The organism is Micromonospora sp. D93 (genome assembly GCF_018070365.1).
GTDB lineage: Bacteria > Actinomycetota > Actinomycetes > Mycobacteriales > Micromonosporaceae > Micromonospora > Micromonospora ureilytica.
This window is the reverse complement of sequence record NZ_JAGPXW010000044.1, coordinates 20,034-45,823: the sequence shown is the minus strand read 5'-3', so window position 1 is coordinate 45,823 and position 25,790 is coordinate 20,034. Positions and strand designations below refer to the sequence as shown.

Genomic DNA, 25,790 nt, shown 5'->3' with positions numbered 1-25,790 from the left:
GCCCACCCCACCCCATGATCAAGTGATGAAAAGTAGGTCTGGGAGGCCTCCAGGACCTACTTTTCGTCACCTGATCATGGGGTGGGGTGGGCGCGATTGGCGAGGATGGCCAGAGTCTCCCGGCGGACCTGGTCCGGGTCCGCCGTGAGGCGGCGGTGACTGAAGCGGACGACGAGGATGCCGACGGTGGCGAGCAGGGCGTCGCGGCGGAGGTCGATCTCACGTTCGGCAGGATCGCCATGGCTGGTCGCGCCATCCAGCTCGATGTTGACCCGTTCCGCCTCGGCGAACATGTCGAGATAGATCGTCCGGACGCCCACCCGCACCCGCGCCTGCCGAGTGAACGCCGGCATTCCCGACCCGGTGAAGACGTTGTCGTGGCCCCAGATCTCCAACGGGCTACGGCAACCGGCGGCGAGCCGGTCCAGCAGACCGCTCAGCGCCCCACGGTCGGGCATTCTCGGCACCTCGGCAAACGCGGCGGCGAGGCGTCGCGGCGTGGTCAGCCGATCGTTGACCGCACGGATGAGCAGACTCGATCGATCGACCGCCGGCAACAGCGGCCAACAGTCCACCAGGGTCCGGTCGAGCCGAGTGACCGGCAACCCTCCCCGGGCCACCACCTGCGGCGGCGCAATCGCAAAGCCGGAACGGTGGACTACGACGAGATGCCGCCGATCACGCAAGCCTGATCCTCGCGGCAGATCGAGATACACCGGCTCCCTCGGTGCCTGGCGGCGCAGGCCCCACACGTCGAGCGCGGTCAGGCGACTCAGCGCCCCGCGCCCGTCGGCGTACGCCAGCGCAGCGCGTCGGGCGACGTCCCGCTCGACGCGGGCCAGCATCGGCAGGTCGGCGTTGGTGTGACGGATCAGCGCGGCGTCGCCGTAGATCCCGGGGAGCAGCCGTACTAGCCGATCAGCCCGCCGGGCGGTCTGGATCGTCCAGGCCGGGGCCACCCGCAGTATGTCCCGCCGAGTGACCAGCCCATTGCCGCACACGAGCAGAGCATGCAACCTCGGGTCCACCGCCCCCACCCTGCCGCGGGGTGCGGCCGAGCACTGCCCACGTGGCGGCCGCTGTGGACAGCAGATGCACCTGTGGACCGCCTCCCAAGGCATCCCAATTGTGGTACGCGGACCCGTGGTGCCTCGCTGGATAAAACCCTGGACGTTGAAGGCTCACCCTTCCGTCCGGCCGGATGGACGCCCTCGTTGAAAGCAGCGACGCCGTCAGGGCCGCACGACACCAAAACGGCCGGGTATGCAGCTAGGACGGGGCACCCGACTGGCGGGGCAGTTAGGTGCACCAGTCGGTCAGGTTGGAGAGAGGTAGGTCATCTGCATTGGCTCGGCGAGAACCGCCTGGGCCGCCGGAATGTCCGCCAGTCGGGCGGCCAGGGTGGCGACGGCGAGCCGCTCCGGCAGAGCGGCACTGAACTTGAGACCGGCCGGGTCGGCCGGGTTCCCGCCGGCGGACGCCACAAGCCACCCTCATTTGGTGAGTAGGACGGCCAGGCCGTTCATCGAGGCAAAGTCGGGGTGGCAGAACCGTTCCAGCCTCGCGATGTCGTCGGTCAACCGGCGCACCGCCCAGGCGAAGGCGTGCTGGAAGTCCGTCTCCGAGTGGAACATGACCCGCTCCGCCCGCAACGCCTCTATCACCGCCACGAGCGGGACAGTTCCTGCGATCCGCGCGTCTTCCTGACCGTCCACCGGCGCTACTCGTCCTTCCACATCTCCATCGGTAGGACGTCCCCGTACTTCCGCAGTTTCCGGTCGATGGTCTCCGACATCATGCCGGCAAACTCCTGCAGCCCGGCGTGCACCCGCGGGTTCCAGCTCCAGAGAAAGTTGATCATGTCGTCCGGCACGTTGCCGAGCCGGTCCGCTTTGTAGTTGCTGGCATTGAACCGATCGTCGAACCGGCGCTCCGCGGCCGTGTCCCCCAGGGCCTGGAACCAGGCGTGAGCGTTGAGTGCCAGATTCCAGGCGGCGAACTCGGCGAGGGCGATAACGTTGCCCTCGGTCACCGGCTTGCCGGCCCGGCGTAGCGCCTCGTGATAGACGGTGGGGTGAAGCTGCGGCACCGCCCTCGGCGGGACGGCTGACGGCGCCGCGGGCTGGGAGCGTTTGAAGAAGGGCATTCGAATCCTCCGGTCGGCGGGGATGCCAGCGGTGGTTATGGGAGCCTGCAGCGGGGCTTGCCACCCACACCGCGGCAGCTGCCACACGTCTCGTCCACGCTAGGAGGATCACAAAGAGCCAGCAATACCTTCCCGGGGGTAACGGTCCGGAATGGACTGTCCCGTCCCGTCGATAGGACCGGACAGTGCCGGCGGGCGCGCTGAGTCGGCCAGGCTGAACCGACCGATCAGGTGGCAGGGGTGCCCGCACGGTCACGGACGCGTAGCGGGCCCGCTGGCCGCTCGGCGGCTTCCATCACCGCCTCGGCGGACTGCCCCGAAGCGCGACGGCTGACCGGATGGCGAGGTCTCCCGGCGCACCGGTGACCGACCGGCGGCTGAGGGCAGGAATGCCAGGTCCGGGCCACCCGTCGAGCAGGCGAGCCGCGACGAACACCTCGGGCAGCACCCGCACCAGGTCACACTGGGGTCGCCCCGCGATGATGAAGCTCACCAGGAGAGCTGACCAGCAGGGATGCCGTGCGCCCGGACCCCCGCGATGGCCGCCGCCGGTCTTTTCGACCCGGCGACGGCCATCGGGTCCGAGAGCGCCCGTCCGAGCAGGTAAGCGCTAGGAGGTGAAGCTCCAGAGGAAGTAGAAGCCGGGGGCGTTGGGGCCGTACTGGCGGTACTCGCAGTAGTACCGACTCCAGAGGCCGGTCCGAACACCCTCACTGCCATAGCTGTTGCAGAACTGACCGTCGGAGTAGACGTTGCGCAGCGTCCCGCCCGGCGGGTCCGCCGCAGCCGGAGCGGCGCTGAACCCGACCAATCCGCCCAGCGCCAGCGCCACCGCCGTCACCAGGGTCGCCCATCTGCGTCCGCGCATGAAGCCTCCTCATCACCGTCCACGGTGCATGGCGGCTCCGCGTTGAACCGAGACCGGGACATCGAAGTTCGTGAAAGTAGAGGCTTGCACGGGCGCGTGCGGTTCGGCTCCCGACAACGGGCGGCGCTACCGCGACGATCCGCCAGCGATCTCCGTCGAATGGGCATCCGCCCTGAACACGCGCTATCCGCCGAAGCTCAGCACCCGCCGCAGATCCACATCCAAGCTCTCGTTGTACTGCGGATCGGGCTCGGCCCCGGCAGCGCTGAGGACGGTGCTGAAAAAGCATCTGGCGCCAACGGCGAGGATCACATGAAAGATATCCGTGTCATCGAGACCGTGACCGCGCAGGCCCGCGACGTCGGCTTCGGTGACGGAGTTCGCATCGGCCGCGACCTTTCCGGCGAAGTTGACGACTGCGACCTCCTGCGCGGAGAGACCGGCGCTACCGTGGTCCGACGCGATGGCGGCGACGGTCGGCGCGTCGAAGAACTTGTCGCGTAGGACCTTTCCATGTGCCAGGCCGCAGTAGGACGACTTCAGGGCCCGGGCAGCGGCGAGGGTCGCCAACTCATAGCGGCGCAGCTCCATCCCGGCCTTCACCGCACCGTTGAGCTGCTGCCATGCCACGTACACCGCCGGGTTGTGGGCGAACAACCTGGTGAAGTTGGGCAGGTAGCCCATCGCCTTCGTATCCGTATCGAACATCCGCTCGGTGTCCGGTGACTGTTCTGCCTGCTGCAGGAAACTCATCCGACTCCTCCCATGCTTGACCCGGGACGGTACGCCGTTGGGACTGCGGACGCTGTCGGGAAATCGGCCGTGCACGGGGGCCCTGACACTCGACGATCGCCAGGTAACTTGACCCGTTTCCCGGCGCATCAATGCGATCCGCCTCCCGCGACGGCCCCCAGCGCTGGTCTCCCCGTCCAGGCCCACATTTCCAGCGCATCCCGGTCGACGAGCGTGATGTTGAGCTGCCGGGCTATCTGAATACCATCGCCCGCGGTGAAGAAACTGTTGGTCACGAGCATGCAGATCTCGCCACCGTGAATGTCTCGGCAAGTGCCGGCGAACCGCTGGATCGCGGCACTGCCGACCCGGTTGTTGGGGCTCTGCCGCTTGCACTGCACCACGACGCGTCGGCCGTCGGGGGCGATCGCCAGGACGTCCGCTCCCCGGTCACCGGAGCCACCGCACACCGTCACGTTCCGAAACTCGGACGCGACCAGGAGCCGGGCGAACCACTGCTCGAACTCGGGTCCACTCATCGTGTCGGTCACCGCGATCAGCGTGTCCCGCTGGGCCTGGTCGGCCCGCTCGCGGGCACGCTGCTTCGACACGACAAGACCCACCGTGGTCGCCGCCATGACGACGAGGCTCACCAGGAGAGCGGACCAGTATGGATGCCGCTGCACGAAATCGATGACCATGCGGAGGAGCACGAAAGCGACAACAGCACACAGCGCCAGAACCCAGCCGTTGGCAGATCTGCCGCCACCGGCCACGCGGCGGACCGTCGATCTGCGCCGAACGCTGCCAGTACGCCGCCTTCGGTAGTGCGCCCGAACCCGCGCGCCACCCTTCCTGGTGTGTGACCTGACATACGGCACGAGGCACCTCACCGATCGAGGAAACCTCAGTGTCGCGGTAGCGTGCGACAAACCCCCGGCACGGCCGTGGATGGTGTCCGGTACCCGTCGGCCGTCGGGACGCCGCGACCGCCAGGGAACCCCTCCGGCACCACCGCACTCAGTTGGCGGGCAGCTCAGACGCTGCGGTGGAACGGTCGACCAACGCCTGCCGCAACGTCGCGGACTGCTCCACCGACCCCCCGCGTACTCCGAGACTGTGCCGGGCGGCCCGGTAGTACCCGTCGCGGGCCTCGTCGACCCGGGTCAGCATCTCCACCACGTCCGACGGCCGCTCGACGATTCCCCGGGCGAGCCGTTCGACCTGCCAGATCGCGTCCCGCCAGCTGGCGGCGGCGACAACCGTCGGCTCGTCGCCGAGCAGCAGCAGGTTCTCCCAGACGATGGTGCGCCGAGCGTCCGCCTCAGCCAGCCGGACCAGCCCCTCCTCGCGATCGATGGGGTGGCTCCGCGATCCCGGCCGGTGCTCGGCTGTCAGTCGCAGCGCCATCGCGTGACTCTCCTTGAGGGCGTGCGCGTAGTCGACGTACGCGTCGAGCCGGCGCTCGTCCCAGCGGACGCTCTGACTGCGCCGCCACCGGGCGCGGTCGCCGAGGGAGGTGGCGAGGATCGTGCCCAGGGTGCCAACCAGTACGCCGAGGAGAGCCGGAAGCTGCGTCAGAAGGTCGCTCACGCGGTCGAGGCTGCCAGCCCCAGGCAACCCCGGTCCTGCCCAGGCCATCGCGTCAAGTTCGCCGGGTCGCCAAGATGGCAAGGGTTTCCGGCGCACTTCGTCGACGTCGTGCACGAGGCGGCGGTGGGCGAAGCGGACAACCAGGATCCCGATGGCCGCGAGTAGCGCGTCACGGCGCAGGTCGATCTCCCGCTGACCTGGACTGCCGTGGGTGGTGGCCCCGTCGAGTTCGATGTTGACCCGTTCCCGCTCGGCGAACATGTCGAGGTACACCAGGCGACGCCCGACACGGACCGGCACCTGTCGGCGGAACGCCGGCATCCCCTGACCGGTGAAGACGTGCTCATGTCCCCAAATTTCCAGCGGGCTGTGGCAGCCATCTGCGAGCTTCGTCAGCAGCTGTCGGAGCGCCGCACGGTCGATCAGCTTCGGCACCCGATCCAGGGCTGCCGACAGCCGTTCTGGTGTGGTCAACCAGTCGTTGACCGCTCGGATCACCAACGCCCGCCGGTCGGCGAGCGGCATCGTCGGCCACGAGTCGACGAGGGCCTGTTCGAGGCGAGTGACCGTCAGGCCCCGCCGAACCACCACCTGCGGCGGCTCGATGGTCAGGCCACGGAGGCGATGCACGATCACCCCGGGCCGGGTGCGCAGGCCCGCGCTCGCCGGCACGCTCAGGTGCACGAGGTCGCCAACCACCTCGGGGCGCAACCCCCACACGGCGAGCGCGCTGAGATGACTGAGCGCACCCTGGCGGCCGGCCCAGGCGAGAGCCGCCCGCTGGCTCATGGCAGGGTCGAGTCGACTCAGAACCGGAGCGCCGGGTCGCCCACCGACGAGGTACGCCGCCACGAACACCTCGGGCAGCACCCGTACCAACTCGCCGTTACGGCAAGCCTGCTGAAGCGTCCACGGCGGCACCACCTGCCCGGCCGCCCCGCGCGTCACCAGCCCACCGCCAAGCTCCACGAGTTCCCGAAGCACCGAGTTCACGCACGGAACCGTGAAGCTTTACCCAGCCCTCCGCAACTGCACCAGCCGGGCCTCTGTGGACAACCGCCGACCTGTGTAAAACGCCCGGCCGGAGCCCACGCGTGCTAGTTCAGGTGATCGGTGGCAGCTCAGCAGGGCTGGCGTCGGCGTGTCGAGTCGCTCGGCTGCCAACGATCACCGGGACGCCGAGCGGCGGCTCAGGACGGGGCGCCCGACCCGCGACTCAGGACGGGATGTCGCGGTGGCGGAAGGCGGCCACGCCGACGGCGAGCAGGGCCGCGGCCACCGTCGCCAGCACCACCAGAGGGAGCGCCGCCGGGTCGACAGCGGGCACGGCCGGCACATGGGTGTACGGCGAGACGTTGAGCGCGGCCTGCGGCAGCTCCAGCACCGCGCCGAGCTGCCCGAGGAGCAGGAAGACCAGCAGCGCCGTCCAGGACAGCACCACCGACCAGCGGGGCAGCAGCCCGAAGATCGCGGTCACCACCCCGGCCACCACGAGCAGGGCGGGCAGGCGTAGCAGCGCGGCACCGCCCAGCTCGACGGCCTGGCCGAGCGGGTCTCCGGTGACGATGCCGTAGCCGAGGCCGGTGGTCACGCCGGCGAGGAGCAGCAGGGCGACCGCGCCGAGTGTCGCGGCGAGCACCTGGGTGCCGAGCCAGCGGGTGCGGCTGACCGCCGTGGCGAGGGCCGCCTCCAACACCCCGTCGGCTTCGTCGCCGCGTACGCGCAGCAGGGCCTGCACGACGTACGCGCCGATGGTCAGGGCGAAGAGGCCGAGCATCGCGGCCAGGTACGCGTTGATCAGGTCGGCGCCGCCACCCATCGCGTTTATCGCTTCGGCGGCGGCCGGATTCGCGTCGATCATGTCGTTGAACTCGTCGGCGGCGACGCCCATGGAGAGGCCGAGCACGGCCACCCCGACCGCCCAGCCGAGCAGTGTGCCGCGCTGCATCCGCCAGGCCAACCCGCCGGGGCTGAGCAGCCGTGGCGCACCGGTGGCCGGGCCGCGTCGGGGGGCGATCAGCCCGGCGCCCAGGTCGCGTCGCTCGGCGAGGGCGTACGCCAGCGCCACCCCGGCGAGCAGCAGCGCGACGGGCAGGGCGAGCACCCACCAGCGTTCACCGTCGAAGGCTCGTACCTGGTTGCCCCAGCCGAGCGGCGAGATCCACGACGGCCAGGCGCTGCGCACGCGGGTGCCGTCGGCGCTCTGCTCGCCGAGCACGTCACCGGCGGCGCGCAGTACGAAGGCGAGCCCGACGGTGGCGGCGGCGAGCGCGTTGGCGCCGCGTGCGGTGACGGAGAGTTGGGCGGTGACCGCGGCGATCGCGGTGAAGGCGACCCCGACGCCGCCGATCGCGCCCGCAGCCGCGACGGAGCCGGCGAGCGGCAGACCGGCGCCGACCAGCGCGACCGCGAGCAGCACGGCGGCGACTGTGTTCGCCGCGACGATGACGAGCAGCGCGGCGGTGAGCGGCGCGTACCGGCCGACCACGTTGGCGCCGAGCAGTTCGGCCCGGCCGGTCTCCTCGTTCTGGCGGGTGTGCCGGGTCACCGCGAAGGTGCTCAACAGCGCGACGATCAGGGCAAGCGTCACGTACGTCTCGGCGACCACCACGGCACCGAGGTCGGTGCCGTGGATGGGGCCGTTGAAGGCGCGGGCGACCAGGCTGGACGCGGAGGTGGTGGCGTAGCCCAGCCGGGCTTCCTGGTCCGGGTAGATGCCGGCGACGCTGCCGGCCAGGGCGTAGCCGAGCAGAGGCGTGCCGAGGATCCAGATGGCGAGGCGGATCCGGTCGCGGCGCAGCACGAGCCGGGCCAGCCGGGTCGTGCCGGTGAGGGCGCTCACTGGGCACCGGCCTGCGGGGCGTCAGCCTGCGCATCGGCGCCGGAGGCACCAGCGGTGGGAGCGCCCGAGGCGCCGGTGGGAGCGCCTGTAGCAATGGCGGCCGGGTCGTCGCCGTAGTGGCGTAGGAAGAGCTGTTCCAGGGTGGGTGGCGTGCTGGTCAGCGCGCGGACGCCGAAGCGGATGAGCTGGCCGAGCAGCTCGTCGAGGTGGGCGGGGTCGACCTCCAGGTGGGTACGGCCGTCGACCTCGTGCACGTCGTGCACGCCGGGCAGCGCGTCCAGGCCGGTGACCGGGCGGGCGGTCTCGACGGTCACCGCCGTGCGGGTGAGGTGGCGCAGCTCGGCGAGGGTGCCGGTTTCGACGGTGCGGCCCTCGCGGATGATGCTGACCCGGTCGCAGAGCGCCTCGACCTCGGCAAGGACGTGGCTGGAGAGCAGCACTGTGGCGCCGGCCCGCTTGACCCGTCGGACCTCGTCCTGGAACACCGCCTCCATGAGCGGGTCGAGGCCGGAGGTCGGCTCGTCGAGCACGTACAGCTCGACCGGGGAGGAGAAGGCGGCGACGATGGCGACCTTCTGCCGGTTGCCCTTGGAGTAGGTGCGGCAGCGGCGGGTCGGGTCCAGGTCGAAGCGCTGCAGCAACTCGTCGCGGCGACGTCGGTCGAGGCCGCCGCGCAGCTGACCGAGCAGGTCGATGGCTTCCCCGCCGGTCAGGTTGGGCCAGAGGCTGACGTCGCCCGGCACGTACGCCAGCCGGCGGTGCAGGCGGACCGCGTCGCGCCACGGGTCGGCGCCGAGCACCTGGGCGTCGCCGGAGTCACGGCGGAGCAACCCGAGCAGGATGCGGATGGTGGTGGACTTCCCGGAGCCGTTGGGCCCGAGGAAGCCGTGCACCTCCCCCTGCTCGACGTGCAGGTCCAGCCCGTCGAGTGCCCGGATGGCGCCGAACGTCTTGACCAGGTTGCCGATCGAGATGACGGGCATCGCCCCTCCTGCCATTGGATGCGTCGACCGTCACCACTGTACTGACCGTTGGTCAGTCGAATCAACGGTGACGGTGCCCACTGGTCAGGACGTCGCTAGGCTGGCCGGCATGACCGCCGATCCCGCGGACGACACCCGCACCCGGATCCTGCGCGCCGCGCTCGACCTGTTCGCCGAACACGGTTACCAGCGCACCTCGCTGCGCCAGATCGGCGAGCGGCTGCGGCTCACCAAGACCGCGATCCTGTACCACTTCCCGGCCAAGGAGCATCTGCTCGCCGCCCTGGTCGAGCCGTTGGTGGCGGACCTGGAGGCGCTGCTCGACTCGGCCCAGAGTCAGCCCACCGAGCGGGCCCGGTGGACGGTGCTGGAGGGCTGGTTGGACGTCATGCTCGCCCATCGCCGGCCGCTCGGCATGCTCTTCCACGACATCGCGCTGATCGGCCGGGGCGACACGTACCACCGCCTCATGGAGGTAGCGATGCGGGCCAACGACCTCATCGCCGGGCCGAACGCCGGGCGTCGCGAGCGGGTCCTCGCGGTGCAGGCGGTGGGCGCCTGCAGCGATCCGGTCGTCTTCTTCACCGACGTGTCCGACGAGGTGCTGCGCGCCGACATGCTCGACGGCGCACGCCGGCTGCTGGCCCCACTGCCCCCGGACGCCGCACCCCGCCCGCACGAGGAGGCCGGGGCCGGGGCGCACGAGGACGCCACAGCCGAGCCGCACGAGGAGGCCGGGACCGGGGCGCACGAGGAAGCCGCGGCCGGGCCGCGCACGGCCACGACGATCCCGCCGTCGAGGCGCGAACCCCCGACGCACACGACAGCGAGGGACGGGGCCCCGGAAGGCGCGATCCCGACGACGCCACCGAGCGTGGCCAGCGGCGCGGGGACGGCGAGCCGGCGTCGACGGCCGGGGCGGCCGCCCGCGCTGGGCCGGGAGCAGGTCGAGGCGGCCCGGCGGATGCACGCTGCGGGCACCCACTCGGTGGACGCGATTGCCGCGGCGCTGGGTGTCTCGCGGGCCACCGTCTACCGCCACCTGACCGCACCATAACGAGACAGTTCTAAGACTGTTTCGAGACGGTTGTGAGCCGGTGTTCAGGCCGCCAGCGTGGCGTAGCGGCCGTTGCGGTCCAGCAGGCTGTCGTGGGTGCCGGCCTCGACGATCCGACCGTGGTCGAGCACCGCGATCTGGTCGGCGTCGCGCACCGTGGAGAGTCGGTGCGCGATGGTGATCGTCGTGCGCCCCTGGGCGAGCACGTCGAAGGCCCGCTGCACGGCGCGTTCGGTTTCGGTGTCCAGTGCGCTGGTGGCCTCGTCGAGGACCAGGATGCGCGGGTCACGCAGCAGCGTCCGGGCGATCGCGAGGCGCTGCTTCTCACCGCCGGAAAACCGGTGGCCGCGCGAGCCGACCACCGTGTCGTAACCGTCGGGCAGCCCGGCGATGAGGTCGTGGATCTGGGCGGCGCGGGCGGCGTCCTCGATCTCGGTGTCGGTGGCCTCCGGCCGGGCGTAGCGCAGGTTCTCCCGGACGGTGGTGTGCAGCAGGTACGTCTCCTGGCTGACCACGCCGACGATCGCGGCCAGGTCGGCCAGGCGCAGGTCGCGCAGGTCGACGCCGTCGACGGTGATCCGGCCGGCGGTCGGGTCGTGCAGCCGGCTGACCAGCCCGGCGAGGGTGCTCTTGCCGGAGCCGGTCTCGCCGACCAGGGCGAGGCTGGTGCCGGCGGGCACGTCGAGGGTGATCCCGGCGAGGGCGGCGGTGTCGCTGCCCGGGTAGCCGAAGGTGACGTCCTCCAGGCGCAGGTTGCCGCGCACCCGGGTGGGGTCGAGGCGGACCGGCTCGGTGGGGTCGGCCACGTCGACCGGCAGGTCCAGGTATTCGAAGATCCGGGCGAAGAGCGCCAGCGACGCGGTGAGCGAGACGCCCACGTTGAGCAGCCCCATCAGCGGCCGGAACAGGCCTCCCTGCAGGGCCGTGAAGGCGACCAGGGTGCCGATGCTCAGCGTGCCGGCGGTGCCGGGTAGCCCGGCGGCGAGGTAGATGACCGCCGGTACGGCGGCGAAGATGATGCTCATCGAGGCCATCCGCCAGCGGCCGGCCAGCTCACTGCGCAGCTCCAGGTCGACCAGGCGCTCCGAGGAGGCGGTGAACCTGTCGATCAGCGCGGGGCCGGTACCGAGGGTCTTGGCCAGCTGTACGCCGCTGATCGAGAGCCCTTCCTCGACTGTGACGTTGAGGTCGGCGAGTTCGCGTTGTCGCTGGGCGGTGATCTCGCGGCGCATCCGGGCGACCCGACGGGTCAGCCAGATGGCCGGCGGCAGCACCACGAGCGAGACCAGGGAGAGCTGCCAGGAGAGCGCGACCATGGCGACCACTGTGGCGACCACTGTGGTGAGGTTGGCGGCGACGGCGGTGGCGGTGGAGGTGACCACCGATTGCATGCCGCCGATGTCGTTGGTGATCCGGGACTGCACCTCGCCGGTGCGGGTGCGGGTGAAGAAGCCGAGTGACTGGCGCTGGAGGTGGCTGAAGACGTCGGTGCGTAGCCGGTGCATGACCCGCTGGCCGACCTGGGTGGAGATCCAGGTCTGCACGACACCGAGCGCGGAGGTCACGGCCGCGACGGCGACCATGCCGAGGACCAGCCAGACCAGCAGCGTCACGTCGCCCTGCGGCAGGGCGCGGTCGATGACGGCGCGCAGCAGGAACGGGGTGGCCATCGCGATGATCGAGGAGACCACGATGATCGCGGTGACGGCGGCCAGCGCGGGCCGGTGGGGGTTGAACAGGCGGCCGATGCGGCGCAGCGACACCTGACGGGCCTGCGCCTTCTCTTCGGCGCTGAGGGTGCGGTGGCCGCGGTCGCGGCCCTTCGGGGTGGGTTCCAAGGGGGCACTACCTTTCGTCGGCAATATTGCTGAGGTTACCTCATCATGAGGGAGCAACCACATATCCTGCTACCGTATTCCGGTGACCGAGCACACCGTCGACAGCGCCGACGACGAGAGCCTGGCGGAGACGTTCTGGGCCGTGGCGTCCCGTCTGCGCCGGCAGACCCGCGACTCACTGGCGCCCTGGGACGTCACCCCCAGCCAGTCCCGGGCCCTCGGTGTGCTGGCCCGGCACGGCGAGGTACGCCCCGGCACCCTCGCCGAGCACCTGCGCATCGCGCCCCGCTCGGCGACCGAGGTCGTCGACGACCTCCAGACCCGAGGGCTGGTCGAGCGCCGACCCGACCCGGCCGACCGGCGGGCGACACTGGTCGCGCTCACCGAGGAGGGCGACCGCGTCAGCACCGCCATCCGGGCCGCGCGTCGGGCCGAGGCCGACCGCTTCTTCGGCCACCTCAACGACACCGACCGCGCCGAGCTGGCCCGCATCCTTCGCACCCTGCGCGGCTGACGGGTTTGCCCACCGCGCCCACGGGTAGCCAGCGGCCCCGTCCGGTCGGCGGGGCCGGCCGGCACCGGTCGGGGGCGAGGCGACGGGAGGCCCGGCTGATGTGCGGGATCAGCGGGGAGGCGCGATTCGACGGCCGCTCGCCCGACGCGGCGGCGGTCACCCGGATGACCGAGGCGATGCGCTCACGCGGCCCGGACGACGAGGGTCTGTTCGTCGACGGCTGGGTGACCCTCGGGCACCGCCGGCTGACCATCATCGACCTGTCCGACGCGGGCTGGCAGCCGATGGTCCGCGACGACCTCGGCCTGGCGTTGGTCTTCAACGGATGCATCTACAACTACCCCGAGCTGCGCGAGGAGCTGCGGAACGCCGGGTACGCCTTCCACTCCACAAGCGACACCGAGGTGATCCTGGTGGCGTACGCCCACTGGGGTGAACGGTTCGTCGACCACCTGGTCGGCATGTTCGCGATCGGGCTGGTCGACCGGGCCCGGCGGCGGCTGATTCTGGCCCGCGACCGGCTCGGCATCAAACCGCTCTACCTCGCCGAGACACCGGGGCGGCTGCGGTTCGCCTCCACCCTACCCGCGCTGCTGCGGGCCGGCGACGTCGACACCGGCATCGACCCGGTGGCGCTGCACCACTACCTGTCCTGGCACTCCATCGTGCCCGCGCCGCGCACAGTGCTGCGCGGCGTGCGCAAGCTGCCGCCGGCCACCCTGCGGGTGATCGAGGCGGACGGGAGCAGCCGCGAGGAGGTCTACTGGCGACCCGACTACGTTCGGGAGCCCGCCGACGCGGGGATGGACGCCGCCGACTGGCGGAACACGATCGGCGACGCGCTGCGCGCGGCGGTACGCCGACGGCTGGTCGCCGACGTGCCGGTGGGGGTGCTGCTCTCCGGCGGACTGGACTCCAGCCTCATCGTGGCGCTGCTCGCCGAGGCCGGACAGCAACACCTGCAAACGTTCAGCATCGGCTTCGACAGCCGCGACGGCGAGTCCGGCGACGAGTTCCACTACTCCGACCTGGTGGCCCGCGCGTACGACACCGACCACCACCGGATCCGACTGGCCGACGACGACCTGGTGCCCGGGGTCCGACGGGCCGTGCTGGCGATGACCGAGCCGATGGGCAGCCACGACGTGGTCGCCTTCCACCTGCTCTCCGAGCAGGTGGCGCGACACGTGAAGGTGGCCCAGTCGGGGCAGGGCGCCGACGAGGTGTTCGCCGGCTACGGCTACCACCAACCGCTGGTCGAGGCGCCCCGGCACGGCGCCGCCGAGACGTTCGCCGCCGCGTTCTTCGACCACGGCCACGACGAGCTGCGCCGCATCGTCGGCCCGGAATACGCCCTGGAGCAGGACGCCAGCAGGGACCTGCTCACCGGGCACCTGGCCGCGCCGGGGGCGCAGACCGCGCTGGACGCCGTGTTGCGCCTGGACACCCACCTGATGCTCCCCGACGACCCGGTCAAGCGGGTGGACAGCATGAGCATGGCGTGGGGTCTGGAGGTGCGCACTCCCTTCCTCGACCAGGACCTGGTCACCCTGGCCGCGCACTGCCCGCCGGAGCACAAGGTCGCCCAGGGCGGCAAGGGCGTGCTCAAGGAGGTCGCCCGTGAGGTGCTGCCCGCCGAGGTGATCGACCGGCGCAAGGGCTACTTCCCGGTGCCGGCGCTGCGCAGGGTGGACGGCCCGGTGCGCGAGCTGGTGGCCGAGGCGTTGCAGGCGCCGGCCGCGCGTGAGCGGGGGCTGTTCCGCCCGGAGTACGTGGCCCATCTGCTCGCCGAGCCGGACCGGGCGGAGGCGGCGGCCGGCAGCAACAAGCTGTGGCAGCTCGGCCTGCTGGAGCTGTGGCTCCAGACCCACGACATCCGTTGAGCCGCCGGCCCGGCGCGTGTCAACCGGCGGCGGTGCGGATGATCAGGTCGTCGATGACCGCGTGCAGGTCCCCGGCGCGTTCCAGCACCTGCCGCTGCCGGGTGGCGCCGGTACCGTCGCGGCGCAGCCGGGCGAGCTGGGCCAACACGTACCCGAGGTCGCCGTGGCGCAGCAGAGCCGGGGCGATCACCGCCATCAGCTCGTCGACGAGTGCCCAGGCCGGCCGGGTGCCACCGGCCCGTAGGTCGATCAGCTGGCCGTCGAGCCCGTCGTGGGCGGCCCGCCAGTGCGCCGCGGCGACCAGGCAGTCCCGCACGTTCGGGGCGGTCACCCCGGCGCGTACGTCGTCGGCGAGGGTGGCCACGAGGGACCTGACCAGCGCGGCGACCAGCACCGCGTCGTCCACCTCGGTGCAGACGTCACCGACCCGCACCTCCACCGTGGGGTACGTCGACGACGGACGGGCATACCAGTAGACCATCGCCGCGTCGAGCATGATGCCGGCGGCGATCAGCTGGTCGACAGTGCGGTCGTAGTCGGCGGCGGAGTCGAAGTACGGCGTCGGTCCGATGCTGGGCCAGCGTTCCAACTGCATGGAGCGCCAACTGGCGTGCCCGGTGTCGTACCCGTCGTGCAGCGGGGAGTTGGTGGTGATCGCCTGCACGACCGGCAGCCACAGGCGCAGGTGGTTGCAGACCTGCACGGCCAGTTCCCGGTCGGGCAGTCCGACGTGCACGTGACAGCCGCACACCGCCGGGTCGTGCGCCACCGGCCCGTACCGGCGGGACATCGCGTGGTAGCGCGGCTCGTCGGGGACCGTCCGGTGCGGTTCGGCCACCGGGGTGGCGCCGACCGCCACCAGTCGGGCCCCGGCCGCCGTGGCGGCCCCGGCGGCGGAGCGACGCAACGCCACCAGGTGCGTCCGTAGTTCGGTGAGGTCGGCGCAGACCGGGGTGACCATCTCCACCATGCTGTGCCGGAACTCCTGGCGGCTCTGGTCCCGGGCGGGGCCGTGCAGCGCGGCGAGCACCTGGTCGGCGACCGGCAGGTTCCGGCCGCTGTCCGGGTCGAGCAGCAGGTACTCCTCCTCCACGCCGAGCGTGAGGGTGGACAGGTCGGGCACGGTGTCGACGGCGGTCGGACGGTACGCCATGGCCCCTCCCATCCCCTGCTGCGGCGGTGCCTCGGGTTCCCGGCCTACCCCGATGACAAACACCCGCCCTAGCATGGCTCCCGTGATCGAGGACTTCGCGGATCGGCTCCTGTGCGACATGGCCAGCCTGGACCCCTGCACCGCGGTCGTCGAGGCTGGCGAGCAGGATGTCGACGGGCTTACCGACTACAGCCCGGAGGGCCACCAGGCCCGCGCCGACCTCGCCGCCCGCGCCCTGCGCGAACTCGAGAGCTTGGGTGACGCACTTCCGGCCGCCGGCCCGCTGCACGCCCACCTCGCCGAACGGCTGCGTACGCGTATCGCCTTCCACGACGCCGGGGAGGACCTGCGCGAACTGCACACGGCAGCCACCGGTCCGCTCCAGCTCATCCGCCAGGCCGTCGAGGCCGCGGTTCCCAGCCGCGGCACCGAGGGCGCGGCCTTCGAGGAGGCCTGGGCCCGTGTCGGCGCACGCATGGCCGCGATCCCCGTCGCCCTGGACGGGTATGCCCGCAGCCTCTTACTCGCCGCAGAGCGCGGCAATCTGCCGGCGCGGCGTCAGGTGGAGCTCGTCACGCAGCGCTGCCGCACCTGGATCGCCGACGATGTCGCCCTGGTAGATCGGTACGGCGAGGGGCGTCAGCGGGCGTCGTTGCAGGCCGCAGCGACGGACGCGCGAGAGGCGTACCAGAAACTGGCTGGGATGCTGACCGCGGACCTGGCACCACAGGCCGTCGAGGAGGAGGCGTTCGGCCCGCAGCGGTACGCACTCTGGATGCGCACGTTCCTCGCGGCCCAGCCTGACCTGCGCGAGCTGTACGAGTGGGGCTGGGACGAGTTCAAAGCGACAGAGGCAGAGCTGATCGCGGAAGCGAAGGCCCTGGGCGGGGACGTGCCAGAGGTGCTTGCCCGGCTCGCCAGCCCGGACGCACCCGGCACGCTGCACAGCAGGGAGGCGTTCGCCGCGTGGCTGCAGGAGCTGTTGGAGGCTGCCACCGAGCGGCTGGACGGCGTGTATTTCGACATCCCTGCCCCGTTGCGGCGCATCGAGTCGCGGTTGACCACGTCGTCCGGCATTGCCTACACCGGGCCGTCGCGGGACCTGACGCGGCCGGGCCGGGTCTGGTGGTCGGTCCCCGAGGACGCGGCGAGTTTCCCCACCTGGTACGCCTACAGCACCGCCTATCACGAGGGTGTTCCCGGCCATCACCTCCACCTCGGCTCCGAGGTCTGCCGGGGAGGCCTCGGGCAGCGGTTGAACCTGCTCGGCGGCCTCTCCGGCAGTCAGGAGGGCTGGGCACTGTACGCCGAGCGGTTCATGGACGAGCTCGGGCTCTATGAACAGCCAGGTGCTCGACTGGGGTACCTGTACATGCAGCTCCTGCGGGCAGCCCGGGTCGTGCTCGACACCGGCCTGCACCTGCGACTGCCGATGCCCTTCGGTGACGGAGCAGTGTGGACGCCGGATGCTGCGCTGCGGCTGCTGCGGGACCGCTGTCACCAGGGGCCGTACGCATCCGCCGAGCTCGGGCGCTACCTGGGCAGGCCAGGGCAGGCGCTGGCCTACAAGGCGGGTGAGCGCGTGTGGCTGGCAGGCCGCTCGTCCTACCCCGGCGACCGGCGCGCATTCCATCGCCAGGCCCTGGAGCTGGGTTCGCTGGGATTGGATCAGTTGGCAGCTTCCCTCGATTCCCGACCTACCCCGGTGGCAGACGCGCGCTCAGGGCCGTCGCGCGTGCGGTGAGATAGGCCCGTTCGGCCGCGTTGTCCGTCAGGGCGACGGCCGTCCGGTACGCCTCGACGGCCTCCCCGCCCCGGCCGAGGCGAGCCAGCAGGTCGGCGCGGACCACGTGGTAGACGTGGAAGCCGTCCAGGTCGAGGCGGTCCACCTCGGTCAGCGCCACCGCCGGTCCGGCCACCTCGGCGAGCGCCACCGCCCGGTTCAGCGCGACCACCGGGCTGGGGGCGACCACCGTCAGCTGGTCGTACAGCTGAAGGATCTGGGCCCAGTCGGTGTCGGCGGCGCGTCGCGCGACGCTGTGCACGGCGGCGATCGCGGCCTGGATCTGGTACGGGCCGGGTCGGTCGCGGCGCAGGCAGCGGCGAACCAACGCCTGCCCCTCGCTGATCAGGGTGGTGTCCCACCTGCGCCGGTCCTGCTCGGCGAGCGGCACCAGGTCTCCGTCGGCGGTGGTCCGTGCCGCACGACGGGACTCGGTGAGCAGCATCAGCGCGAGCAGGCCGAGCGCCTCCGGTTCGTCCGGCATCAGCCCCACCAGCAGCCTGGTCAACCGGATCGCCTCGGCGCACAGCTCGGCGCGGACCAGGTGCGGGCCGGCGCTGGCCGAATAACCCTCGTTGAAGATCAGATAGAGCACCGCGAGGACGCCGTGCAGCCGGTCGGGCAGGTCGGCGTCGCGGGGCACCCGGTACGGGATTCCGGCGTTGCGGATCTTCGACTTGGCGCGGACCAGCCGCTGCGCCATCGTCGGCTCCGGCACCAGGAAGGCTCGGGCGATCTCGGCGGTGCTCAGGCCACCGAGCAGCCGCAGGGTGAGCGCGACCCGGGCGGCCGGGGCGAGCGCCGGATGGCAGCAGGTGAAGATCAGCCGTAGCTGGTCGTCGCGCACAGGTCCCTCCTCGACGGGTTCGTCGGCGGCGAACAGGAGGGCCGCCTGGGCCTGCCGCTCGGCCCGGGACGCCTCCCGCCGCAACCGGTCGATGGCCCGGTTGCGGGCGGTGGTGATGATCCAACCGGCCGGGCTGGGCGGCGGGCCGGTCGTCGGCCAGCGCGCCACCGCGACGACGAAGGCCTCCTGGACGGCCTCCTCGGCGAGGTCGATGTCGCCGAGGAGGCGGACCAGGACGGCGACCGCGCGGCCGTACTCCGCGCGGAACACCGCCTCCGCGTCCGGCACGGTCAGCTCCCGGCCCCACCCTGGAAGGGGCGCACCTCGATCGGCAGGGTGGTGGCCAGCGCGTAGCGGCGACCCCAGTGCAGGGCGGCGTCCAGGTCCGGCACGTCGATGATGGTGATGCCGCCCAGGTACTCCTTGCCCTCCACGAACGGTCCGTCGGTGATGAGCACCTCGCCGTCGCGGGGGCGCAGCACGGTGGCGGTCTCCGGGCCGTGCAGGCCCTGCCCGAAGACCCACGACCCGGTGGACGCCAACTCGTCGCGCAACTCGCCGAGCTGACGCATCACACCGGCCAGGAACTCCGGCTCCGGCGGCAGCTCACCCTGCGGCTGGTGAATGCTGAGCAGGTACAACGTCATCGTTCCTCCTCGCGGGGCGGCCGGCCTCTCGCCGACCTCTCATCCTCCACACGATCGGCCGCCGCCCAGATCGACAGGCCGACGGAAAATTCTCGGCGTCCGGCCCGGCCCGGTGTTGGCGTCCTTTGCTCTGCACCCGCGGATGCGACGGGTGCGCAGGCACGGGTGGCGCGTCGGCGGGTGCAGAGCAAAGGACGAAGGACGGGTACGGTCCGCCGGCGCCGCGACCGGAGCCGGTAGTCATGCCTGCGCCGGTTGTGGGTAGACCGCGGTGTGACCGACGGCTTGCGGGTGGTCGTGGTCGGCGCCGGCTTCTCCGGTCTCGCGGCCGCGTTGGCGCTGAGCCGCGCCGGTGCCCAGGTGCGGGTGTTGGAGGCCCGTGACCGGGTGGGCGGTCGGGTGCTGACCCGGTGGCTGCCCGAGCTCACGCAACTCGACCTGGGAGCGCAGTGGATCGGTCCGACCCAGGACCGGATGTACGCGCTGGTCGCCGAGCACGGGCTGGCCACCTTCGCCTCGGCGTCGATCGGCGCGCCCACAGTGCTCTGGGCCGGTGCGCCCCGGGCCGAGCCGCCGACGCAGGTGGGCCGGGTGCTCGGCCTGCTCGACGAGTACGCCGCACGACTGGACCCGGCCGCACCCTGGGCGACGCCGGAGGCCGCACTGTGGGACCGGACGACCCTCGGCGGGTGGCTCACCGCCACGGCCGGGGACGACGTCACCGCCGACTACCTGGGGCGGGTGCTCGCCGGCGGGCTGCTGGCCACCGGCGCGGACGAGCTGTCCCTGTTGCACCTGCTGTTCTACCTGCGCAGCGCCGGCGGGACCGGACCGTTGCTGGGGATGGCCGGCGGCGCGCAGCAGGACCGGATCGTGGGCGGACCGCCGGCGCTGGCCGAACGGATGGCCACCGCTCTGCCGCCGGGCGCGCTGACGCTGGCCGCGCCGGTGCGGGCCATCGAACAGACCGTCGACGGCGCGACGGCGTGGACCGACACCGGGCGCGTGGACGGCGATGCCGTGGTGGTCGCGCTGGCCCCGGCACTGGCCGGCCGGATCCGGTACGACCCGCCGCTGCCCCCGTTGCGTGACGGGCTCACCCAGCGCATGCCGATGGGTTCGGCGCTGAAGGTGCACGCCGTCTACCCGGAGCCGTTCTGGCGTGCCGACGGGCGCTCCGGGGTGGCCACCAGCAGCGCCGGTCCGCTCACCGAGACTGTCGACAACTCCACCCCGACCTCACCGCTCGGGGTGCTGACCGGGTTCAGCTACTCCGCGGACGCCGCCACGCTGCGCGGCATGTCCCTCGCGCGGCGTCGACGATGCCTGCTGGAGGCGTTGGCCGGCGTGGTCGGACCACGAGCCGAGGACCCGGTGGATCTCGTCGAGTACGACTGGTCGGCCGACGAGTGGACCCGGGGCTGCTTCTCCGGTGCGCTCACCCCGGGCACATGGCGGACGTACGGCCCGCACCTGCGGACGCCGGTGGGGCGGGTGTACTGGGCGGGCACCGAGACGGCCACCCGCTGGAGTGGCTACCTGGAGGGCGCGGTGCGTGCCGGTGAACGGGCTGCGACCGAGGTGCTGGCCGGCTGAGCGGCACGACCGCAGCCGGCCCGGTCTCGGCGGGACCGGGCCGGCCTCGGCCCTGGGTGCTACCCGGCCGACCCGGTCACGGAGGACCGGGCCGGCGCGGGCGCCCCGGTCAGGGGTAGGTGGTCAGGTACACCGTCTGGTTGGCCGCGTTCGCGGTGCCACCGGCGTTGTTGATCACCCGATTGATGGTGCCGACGCCACCGAGCGAGACGGTGACCATGTTCGTGAAGCGCACGTTCGAGTTGGTGGGCACCTCGAAGGACCGTTCCTCGACCACCGCCGGGTTGACGTTGAAGTAGCTGTAGCTGCCCAACCCGAACGCCTGGTGGCTGGTCACCGAGTCGGCGACCTTGTACGCGGCGTAACCCCGGGTCGACCCGTTCATCCAGGCCGCCTGGTTCGGCACGTCGTACGGCAGCTCGTTCTGGTAGAAGTACGTCCGCCCGCCGTTGCCGTTCCAGATGGTCTGGTACTTCTGGTAGTGCTCGACGAAGAGGCCGTACATGGTGACGTTGTCGCCGTTGACGGTGAGCCCGGTGTCGGCGGTGTTCAGCGTCCACCCGGTCGGTACGCCGCTGGCGGCGTGGTCGGCCCGCCACAGCCACATGTGGTCACCGATCACGTTGTCGCTGTTGACGGTCAGCGAGTTGGTGGCCTTTCCGACGTGCGGCCCGCCGATGCGGAAGAACACGTCGTGCAGCGAGGTCGGGTTGCTGGCGTGGCTCGCGGACGAGCCGGACGGCCCGACCTCCATCAGCACCGGCGAGTTGGTCGTGCCGGCCTCGAACATGAGGCCGGCCACCTTGACGCCGTCCACGTCGGCCACCCGCATGCCCACCGCGCCGTTGTCGGCCTGGATGGTGGCCAGGCCGAGACCGAGGACGACAGTGTCGGCCCGGTTGACCTGGATCGGCTCGGTGACGTGGTGCACGCCCGGGGTGAAGAGCAGGTGCCGCCCCTGGGCGAGGGCCGCGTTGATGGTGGCGGCGCTGGTGCCGGGCTGGACCACGAAGAACTGCGACAGCGAGATGGACGAACCGGCCGGGGTCTTGTTGTACCAGCTGGTGCCGGTGGAGTTGGTGCGCAGCGCCGGTACGAAGACCCGGTACTCACCGGTGCCGTCGACGTACAGGAAGGGCTTCTCCCGGACCTGCGGGGTCTGCGGAATGACGGTGTGCGACGGGTTGGGGAAGCTCGGCGCGGGAGCGCCGTTGACGCCCTGGAAGACCATGTTCCACACCGAGCCGGTCCAGCCGTTGCCGAATTCGCTGTTGCGGGAGTACCACTGCTGCTGCGAGCCGGAGACGACCAGGCCGTCGATGCGGGTGTCGGCCAGCAGGCCGCCGCTGGACCAGCCGTCGCCGCCGTTCCAGAGCTGGATCTGGTTCTGCGCGCCACGCAGGTGCATCCGTCGGTACGGCGCGGCCTGGGACACCGCCCAGCGCTCCACGGTCTGCCCGGCGGGCAGGGTGACCGAGAGGTTCTCGGCGGCCCGCCAGAAGTTCTGGGTGGCGTTGCCGCCGAACCAGAACGCCTCGGCACGCACGTGGCCGTTGAGGTTGACGTCGTCCGGGCTCATGCCGAGGCCGGCGACCTGGGTGAAGAAGCCGAGGTTGACGTCGGCGGTGTAGTTGCCGGGCTTGAACAGCACCGCGTAGCGCTGCTGGCCGAACTGGTTGGTCTCCTGCTGGGTGAAGAGGGTGTTCAGTCGACTCTGGATGGTCGACGTCGGGGTGCTCGGGTCGAAGACGAAGGTGTTCGACCCGAGGTTGGGGTTGTACGGGTCGGTGGGCGTCACCGGGGGTTCGTTGGTGCCGCCGCCGGTCTCGCCGTAGACCTGGAACTCCCAGAGCGAGTAGCCGTAGCCGGTGCCCCGGGCGGTGCCGTACATGCGGACGTAGCGGCCGGCGCCGGAGACGGTGAGGTTCTGGGTGCCGCCGGTGCTCGTGGTGGTCGAGTAGATCGTGGTCCAGGTGGACCCGTTGTCGGAGGTCTGGAGCTGGAAGGACCGGCCGTGGGCGGCCTCCCAGAGCAGGTTGACCTGGGTGATGGTGGCGCGGGCGCCCAGGTCGACCTGGAGCCACTGCGGGTCGCTGAACGCGCTGGACCAGCGGGTGCCGGTGTTGCCGTCGACGGCGGCGGCGGCGGGCGTCCCGGCGTTCTCGGTGGACGAGGCGGTTGCCGTGCGGCCCTGGGACAGCAGGGTGGGAGCGGCCTGCGCGGGTGTCGTGGTTCCGGTCGGCGTGAGCGTCGCGACCAGGGCCACTGTGAGTCCGACGAGCAGGTGCCGCACGACCCGGGGACGGGGGCGTACGGATGTAGCGCGAGATGTCATGACATCGCCTGTCGATAGGGGGTTACGGGTTGCCGCGCGGATGGGATCGGGTCACCCGTAGCGCCGTGGGTGGTGCCGCCGATGCGACGCCGCGGGAGGGAGAGCGCTCTCGTAGGAGTGTTGCGGCGAGATTGCGACGGCGTCAAGACATCGATCTATAACTTCGTTATTTATCCCGAGAATCAGTTTTCGTGTAATTTGCCGACCGCGCTACCGTCGTCAACGCTCAGCGGCGGACGCCGCCCTCGGTGAGGAAGCGGGCGATCGGCAGCGTGGCCGCGCCCAACGCCACCGCGTCCACCCCGAGCCGGCACAGCTCGATCGACGCCTGCTCGTACGGCTGGCGCAGCGCCTGCCGGCCGGCGGCCTCGCGCACGGCCGGCAGCAGGTCGCCGAGGGCCATCGCCGCCCAGCCGCCGAGCACCACCCGCTCCGGGTTGAACAGGTTGATCAGGTTGGCCACCCCGGCGCCGAGGTAGCCGGCGGTGTCGTCCAGCACCCGTCGGGCGGTGGTCGAGGTCTCCGCGGCGGCGACCAGCGCGGCGATCTGGGACTCCTCGTCCTCGCCCGGGACCTGTCGACCCCGGCGGGCCTCCCGGTAGCGGTCGATGATCGCCTCCGCACCCACGTACGCCTCCAGGCAGCCGCGCGCACCGCACCGGCAGGCCCGGCCCCCGTACACCAGGGTGGTGTGCCCCCACTCCCCCGCGCTGCTGGACGCGCCCCGGTAGGTGACGCCGTTGGTCACCACCGACGCGCCCACCCCGGAGCCGACCAGCGCGAAGACGGCGTGCCGGGCGCCCCGACCGGCGCCGAACCACATCTCGGCCTGGCCGAGGGTCTTCGCGCCGTTGTCGATGTGCAGCGGCAGGTCGGTGCCGGCGCCGATCAGACGCTCCAGCGGCACCCGGTCCCAGCCGAGAGCCTGCGCGTGCACGACGGCCTCGGCGCCCTGCTCGACCACGCCGGAGACGCCGATGCCGACGCCGAGCACGTCGCCGGGAGCCACCCCGGCCTGGCCGGTCACCGCGTCGATGCCGGCCAGCACGTGCCCGGCCACCAGGTCGGGCTCGGTGCGGGCTGGGTCGAGCGGGTACTCGACGCTGGCCAGCAGGGTCATCGCGAAGTCGAACAGCTCCACCCGGACCCGGGTCTCGCCGACGTCCACGCCGACCACGAAGGCGAATCGGGGCGCGATCCGCAGCAGCATGCTGGGCCGACCGCCGTCGGACTCGGCGGCCCCGGCCTCGGCGACCAGCCCCTCGTCGATCATGTCGGCCACCACGTTGCTGACCGCTGGCTGGCTCAGCCCGGTGCTGCGCACCAGGTCCTGCCGGGTGAGCGGGCCGTCCAGGAAGAGCTTGGTCAGCAGGGCGGACCGGTTGCGCAACCGCACGCTGCGGTTGGTGGCACGCGCCAGCTCCACTCGTCACCTCGTTCCCGTCTGCCGTTCGAGGCGACTGTAACCGCCTCGTGCTTGACGACCCACCTGCCAGCAACTTTAATGACGACATAAATTAAGCCGTGATGTAACTCCCGGGAAACGCCGACGGACCCCGACGGCGCACCCCCGAACCCCTGTCCGCAGCCGGCCCCCGTCGCCCCGACCCCTATCGGCGACGAAGGTCGGCGGACCCCCACCACGCACCGGAAGGGCTGACCCGTGTCGAGACGACACCTCGGGATATTCACCGCCGCCGTACTGGCGGCCGCCTCGCTGACCGCCTGCGGTGGCTCCGGCGACGACTCCGCCGCAGCACCCAAGACGCTCACCTACTGGGCCAGCAACCAGGGCGCCAGCCTGGAGGCCGACAAGACCACCCTCCAGCCGGAGTTGGACAAGTTCGAGAAGCAGACCGGCATCAAGGTCACCGTCGAGGTGGTCCCCTGGTCGGACCTGCTCAACCGCCTGCTGGCGGCCGCCGCCTCCGGCAAGGGCCCGGACGTGGTCAACATCGGCAACACCTGGTCGGCGTCGCTGCAGGCCACCGGCGCGCTCGTCGAGTTCGACGACGCCGCCCTGCAGGCCGTCGGCGGCAAGGACCGGATCGTCCCCGCCGCGCTCGCCGCCGCCGGCGCCCCCGGCAAGCCGCCGGCCGCCGTGCCGCTCTACAGCATGGCGTACAGCCTGTACTACAACAAGAAGTCGTTCGCCGACGCCGGCATCACCGCACCGCCGACCACCTGGGAGCAGCTCGCCGAGTACGGCAAGAAGCTGAGCACCGGCGGCAAGTGGGGTCTGGCGATCGAGGGTGCCAACCCGTCGGAGAACGCCCACCACGCCTTCACCTTCAGCCAGCAGTACGGCGGCGAGTGGTTCGACTCGGCCGGCAAGCCGACCTTCGACACCCCGCAGAACGTCTCGGCGATCAAGCGGTACATCGACTTCATGGCCGCCGACAAGATCACCAACCCGAGCAACGCCGAGTACGCGCAGAACCAGTCGGTCTCCGACTTCGCCAACGGCAAGGCCGCCATGCTGCTGTGGCAGTCCGCAGGGTCGAACCTGAAGACGCAGAACATGCCCGCCGACGCGTACGGGGTGGCCCCGGTGCCGTTCCTGGCCAGCCCGCCGGCCGGCGGCAAGAAGGTCAACAGCATGGTCGCCGGCATCAACATGGCGGTCTTCAAGCACACGAAGAACAAGGACGGCGCGCTGAGCTTCGTCAAGTTCATGACCAGCGACGAGGAGCAGACGATCCTCAACAAGACGTACGGCTCGCTGCCTGCGGTGAAGACCGCGGCCTCCGACCCGGCGTTCAGCGCGACCGAGCAGAAGACCATCCAGGAGACCCTGGTCACCACCGCGGCCCCGCTGCCGCAGGTGCCCGACGAGAGCACCTTCGAGACCCTGGTCGGCACCGCGATGAAGGAGCTGTTCGCCGACGCGGCCAGCGGCAAGCCGGTCACCGAGGCGTCGGTGAGGGCGAAGCTGACCGACGCGCAGCAGAAGATGCGCTGACCCAGGCGTCA

General features: G+C 71.4%; 23 protein-coding genes. 6 read left to right on the top strand and 17 right to left on the bottom strand.

Annotation, left to right across the window (positions count from 1 at the left end; all coding sequences use genetic code 11):
- Nucleotides 1-74: 74 nt before the first annotated feature.
- The 11 genes from KBX71_RS31795 to KBX71_RS31740 all read right to left on the bottom strand — a co-directional run bounded on the left by KBX71_RS31795 (nt 75) and on the right by KBX71_RS31740 (nt 9,164).
- Nucleotides 75-1,001: a DUF559 domain-containing protein gene (locus tag KBX71_RS31795; RefSeq protein ID WP_307847433.1), complete on the bottom strand. Its 927-nt coding sequence runs from the start codon at nt 999-1,001 to the stop codon at nt 75-77.
- 315 nt (nt 1,002-1,316) lie between these two features.
- A complete protein-coding gene (locus KBX71_RS31790; RefSeq protein WP_210821422.1) occupies nt 1,317-1,484 on the bottom strand; it encodes a hypothetical protein in 168 nt (55 codons plus the stop codon).
- Between the two features lie 9 nt (nt 1,485-1,493).
- On the bottom strand, nt 1,494-1,715 hold the full coding sequence (locus KBX71_RS31785; RefSeq protein ID WP_210821417.1) for a hypothetical protein: 222 nt from the start codon (nt 1,713-1,715) through the stop codon (nt 1,494-1,496).
- A gap of 5 nt (nt 1,716-1,720) precedes the next feature.
- Entirely contained in the window at nt 1,721-2,146 is a 426-nt protein-coding gene (locus tag KBX71_RS31780; RefSeq protein ID WP_210821416.1) for a hypothetical protein, read from the bottom strand.
- A 295-nt stretch (nt 2,147-2,441) separates the two neighbouring features.
- Nucleotides 2,442-2,639, bottom strand: a complete 198-nt coding sequence (locus KBX71_RS31775; protein ID WP_210821415.1) for a hypothetical protein — start codon at nt 2,637-2,639, stop codon at nt 2,442-2,444.
- Nucleotides 2,640-2,756: 117 nt separating this feature from the next.
- A complete protein-coding gene (locus KBX71_RS31770) occupies nt 2,757-3,014 on the bottom strand; it encodes a hypothetical protein (RefSeq protein ID WP_210821414.1) in 258 nt (85 codons plus the stop codon).
- A 183-nt stretch (nt 3,015-3,197) separates the two neighbouring features.
- The gene (locus KBX71_RS31765) at nt 3,198-3,767 is read right to left on the bottom strand and encodes a peroxidase (RefSeq protein ID WP_247684442.1); all 570 of its coding nucleotides are present in this window, start codon (nt 3,765-3,767) and stop codon (nt 3,198-3,200) included.
- A 128-nt stretch (nt 3,768-3,895) separates the two neighbouring features.
- Nucleotides 3,896-4,522, bottom strand: a complete 627-nt coding sequence (locus KBX71_RS34685; protein WP_210821413.1) for a restriction endonuclease — start codon at nt 4,520-4,522, stop codon at nt 3,896-3,898.
- A gap of 244 nt (nt 4,523-4,766) precedes the next feature.
- Complete coding sequence (locus KBX71_RS34680) at nt 4,767-6,332, bottom strand: DUF559 domain-containing protein (protein WP_307847431.1); 1,566 nt, start codon at nt 6,330-6,332, stop codon at nt 4,767-4,769.
- Between the two features lie 223 nt (nt 6,333-6,555).
- Nucleotides 6,556-8,181 carry an ABC transporter permease gene (locus KBX71_RS31745; RefSeq protein WP_210821411.1) on the bottom strand — a complete coding sequence of 542 codons (1,626 nt, stop codon included), beginning with the start codon at nt 8,179-8,181 and terminating at the stop codon, nt 6,556-6,558.
- On the bottom strand, nt 8,178-9,164 hold the full coding sequence (locus KBX71_RS31740) for an ABC transporter ATP-binding protein (protein ID WP_210821410.1): 987 nt from the start codon (nt 9,162-9,164) through the stop codon (nt 8,178-8,180). The genes KBX71_RS31745 and KBX71_RS31740 overlap by 4 nt, the downstream gene beginning before the upstream one ends.
- A 109-nt stretch (nt 9,165-9,273) precedes the next feature.
- On the opposite strand from KBX71_RS31740, the gene KBX71_RS31735 reads away from it, so the two are divergent.
- Entirely contained in the window at nt 9,274-10,221 is a 948-nt protein-coding gene (locus KBX71_RS31735) for a TetR family transcriptional regulator (protein WP_210821409.1), read from the top strand.
- A gap of 44 nt (nt 10,222-10,265) precedes the next feature.
- On the opposite strand, the gene KBX71_RS31730 is transcribed toward KBX71_RS31735, so the two are convergent.
- On the bottom strand, nt 10,266-12,059 hold the full coding sequence (locus tag KBX71_RS31730) for an ABC transporter ATP-binding protein (RefSeq protein WP_210821408.1): 1,794 nt from the start codon (nt 12,057-12,059) through the stop codon (nt 10,266-10,268).
- Between the two features lie 82 nt (nt 12,060-12,141).
- Between KBX71_RS31730 and KBX71_RS31725 the strand changes: the two genes are divergently transcribed.
- On the top strand, nt 12,142-12,573 hold the full coding sequence (locus KBX71_RS31725) for a MarR family winged helix-turn-helix transcriptional regulator (RefSeq protein ID WP_091398582.1): 432 nt from the start codon (nt 12,142-12,144) through the stop codon (nt 12,571-12,573).
- 98 nt (nt 12,574-12,671) lie between these two features.
- Nucleotides 12,672-14,456: an N-acetylglutaminylglutamine amidotransferase gene (locus tag KBX71_RS31720; RefSeq protein WP_210821407.1), complete on the top strand. Its 1,785-nt coding sequence runs from the start codon at nt 12,672-12,674 to the stop codon at nt 14,454-14,456.
- A 19-nt stretch (nt 14,457-14,475) separates the two neighbouring features.
- Here the strand turns inward: KBX71_RS31720 and KBX71_RS31715 are convergent, their stop codons facing one another.
- A complete protein-coding gene (locus KBX71_RS31715; RefSeq protein WP_210821406.1) occupies nt 14,476-15,609 on the bottom strand; it encodes a glutamate--cysteine ligase in 1,134 nt (377 codons plus the stop codon).
- A gap of 82 nt (nt 15,610-15,691) precedes the next feature.
- On the opposite strand from KBX71_RS31715, the gene KBX71_RS31710 reads away from it, so the two are divergent.
- Nucleotides 15,692-17,353, top strand: coding sequence for a DUF885 domain-containing protein (locus KBX71_RS31710; RefSeq protein ID WP_210821405.1), 1,662 nt, complete (start codon nt 15,692-15,694; stop codon nt 17,351-17,353).
- Here KBX71_RS31710 and KBX71_RS31705 read toward each other — a convergent pair.
- Together KBX71_RS31705 and KBX71_RS31700 are read right to left on the bottom strand one after the other, a co-directional pair.
- Complete coding sequence (locus tag KBX71_RS31705; RefSeq protein ID WP_210821404.1) at nt 17,307-18,527, bottom strand: RNA polymerase sigma factor; 1,221 nt, start codon at nt 18,525-18,527, stop codon at nt 17,307-17,309. The two genes, KBX71_RS31710 and KBX71_RS31705, sit on opposite strands and share 47 nt — an antisense overlap.
- 2 nt (nt 18,528-18,529) lie before the next feature.
- Nucleotides 18,530-18,886: a YciI family protein gene (locus KBX71_RS31700; RefSeq protein WP_210821403.1), complete on the bottom strand. Its 357-nt coding sequence runs from the start codon at nt 18,884-18,886 to the stop codon at nt 18,530-18,532.
- A 273-nt stretch (nt 18,887-19,159) separates the two neighbouring features.
- On the opposite strand from KBX71_RS31700, the gene KBX71_RS31695 reads away from it, so the two are divergent.
- Nucleotides 19,160-20,482 carry an FAD-dependent oxidoreductase gene (locus KBX71_RS31695; protein ID WP_210821402.1) on the top strand — a complete coding sequence of 441 codons (1,323 nt, stop codon included), beginning with the start codon at nt 19,160-19,162 and terminating at the stop codon, nt 20,480-20,482.
- A 109-nt stretch (nt 20,483-20,591) separates the two neighbouring features.
- Here the strand turns inward: KBX71_RS31695 and KBX71_RS31690 are convergent, their stop codons facing one another.
- Both KBX71_RS31690 and KBX71_RS31685 read right to left on the bottom strand, forming a co-directional pair.
- A complete protein-coding gene (locus tag KBX71_RS31690) occupies nt 20,592-22,817 on the bottom strand; it encodes a discoidin domain-containing protein (protein WP_210821401.1) in 2,226 nt (741 codons plus the stop codon).
- A gap of 226 nt (nt 22,818-23,043) precedes the next feature.
- Nucleotides 23,044-24,243, bottom strand: coding sequence for an ROK family transcriptional regulator (locus KBX71_RS31685; RefSeq protein ID WP_210821400.1), 1,200 nt, complete (start codon nt 24,241-24,243; stop codon nt 23,044-23,046).
- Between the two features lie 237 nt (nt 24,244-24,480).
- Here KBX71_RS31685 and KBX71_RS31680 point away from each other — a divergent pair, with 237 nt between their 5' ends.
- Nucleotides 24,481-25,779 (top strand): ABC transporter substrate-binding protein, encoded by a 1,299-nt coding sequence (locus KBX71_RS31680; protein WP_210821399.1) that lies wholly within the window; start codon nt 24,481-24,483, stop codon nt 25,777-25,779.
- The last annotated feature ends 11 nt before the right edge of the window (nt 25,780-25,790 follow it).

Bases quoted from the DNA above. Each gene is read 5' to 3' on its own strand.
- KBX71_RS31780 (WP_210821416.1), bottom strand. From the start codon at position 2,146: ATGCCCTTCTTCAAACGCTCCCAGCCCGCGGCGCCGTCAGCCGTCCCG.
- KBX71_RS31770 (WP_210821414.1), bottom strand. From the start codon at position 3,014: ATGCGCGGACGCAGATGGGCGACCCTGGTGACGGCGGTGGCGCTGGCG.
- KBX71_RS31765 (WP_247684442.1), bottom strand. From the start codon at position 3,767: ATGAGTTTCCTGCAGCAGGCAGAACAGTCACCGGACACCGAGCGGATG.
- KBX71_RS31740 (WP_210821410.1), bottom strand. From the start codon at position 9,164: ATGCCCGTCATCTCGATCGGCAACCTGGTCAAGACGTTCGGCGCCATC.
- KBX71_RS31735 (WP_210821409.1), top strand. From the start codon at position 9,274: ATGACCGCCGATCCCGCGGACGACACCCGCACCCGGATCCTGCGCGCC.
- KBX71_RS31720 (WP_210821407.1), top strand. From the start codon at position 12,672: ATGTGCGGGATCAGCGGGGAGGCGCGATTCGACGGCCGCTCGCCCGAC.
- KBX71_RS31715 (WP_210821406.1), bottom strand. From the start codon at position 15,609: ATGGCGTACCGTCCGACCGCCGTCGACACCGTGCCCGACCTGTCCACC.
- KBX71_RS31700 (WP_210821403.1), bottom strand. From the start codon at position 18,886: ATGACGTTGTACCTGCTCAGCATTCACCAGCCGCAGGGTGAGCTGCCG.
- KBX71_RS31690 (WP_210821401.1), bottom strand. From the start codon at position 22,817: ATGACATCTCGCGCTACATCCGTACGCCCCCGTCCCCGGGTCGTGCGG.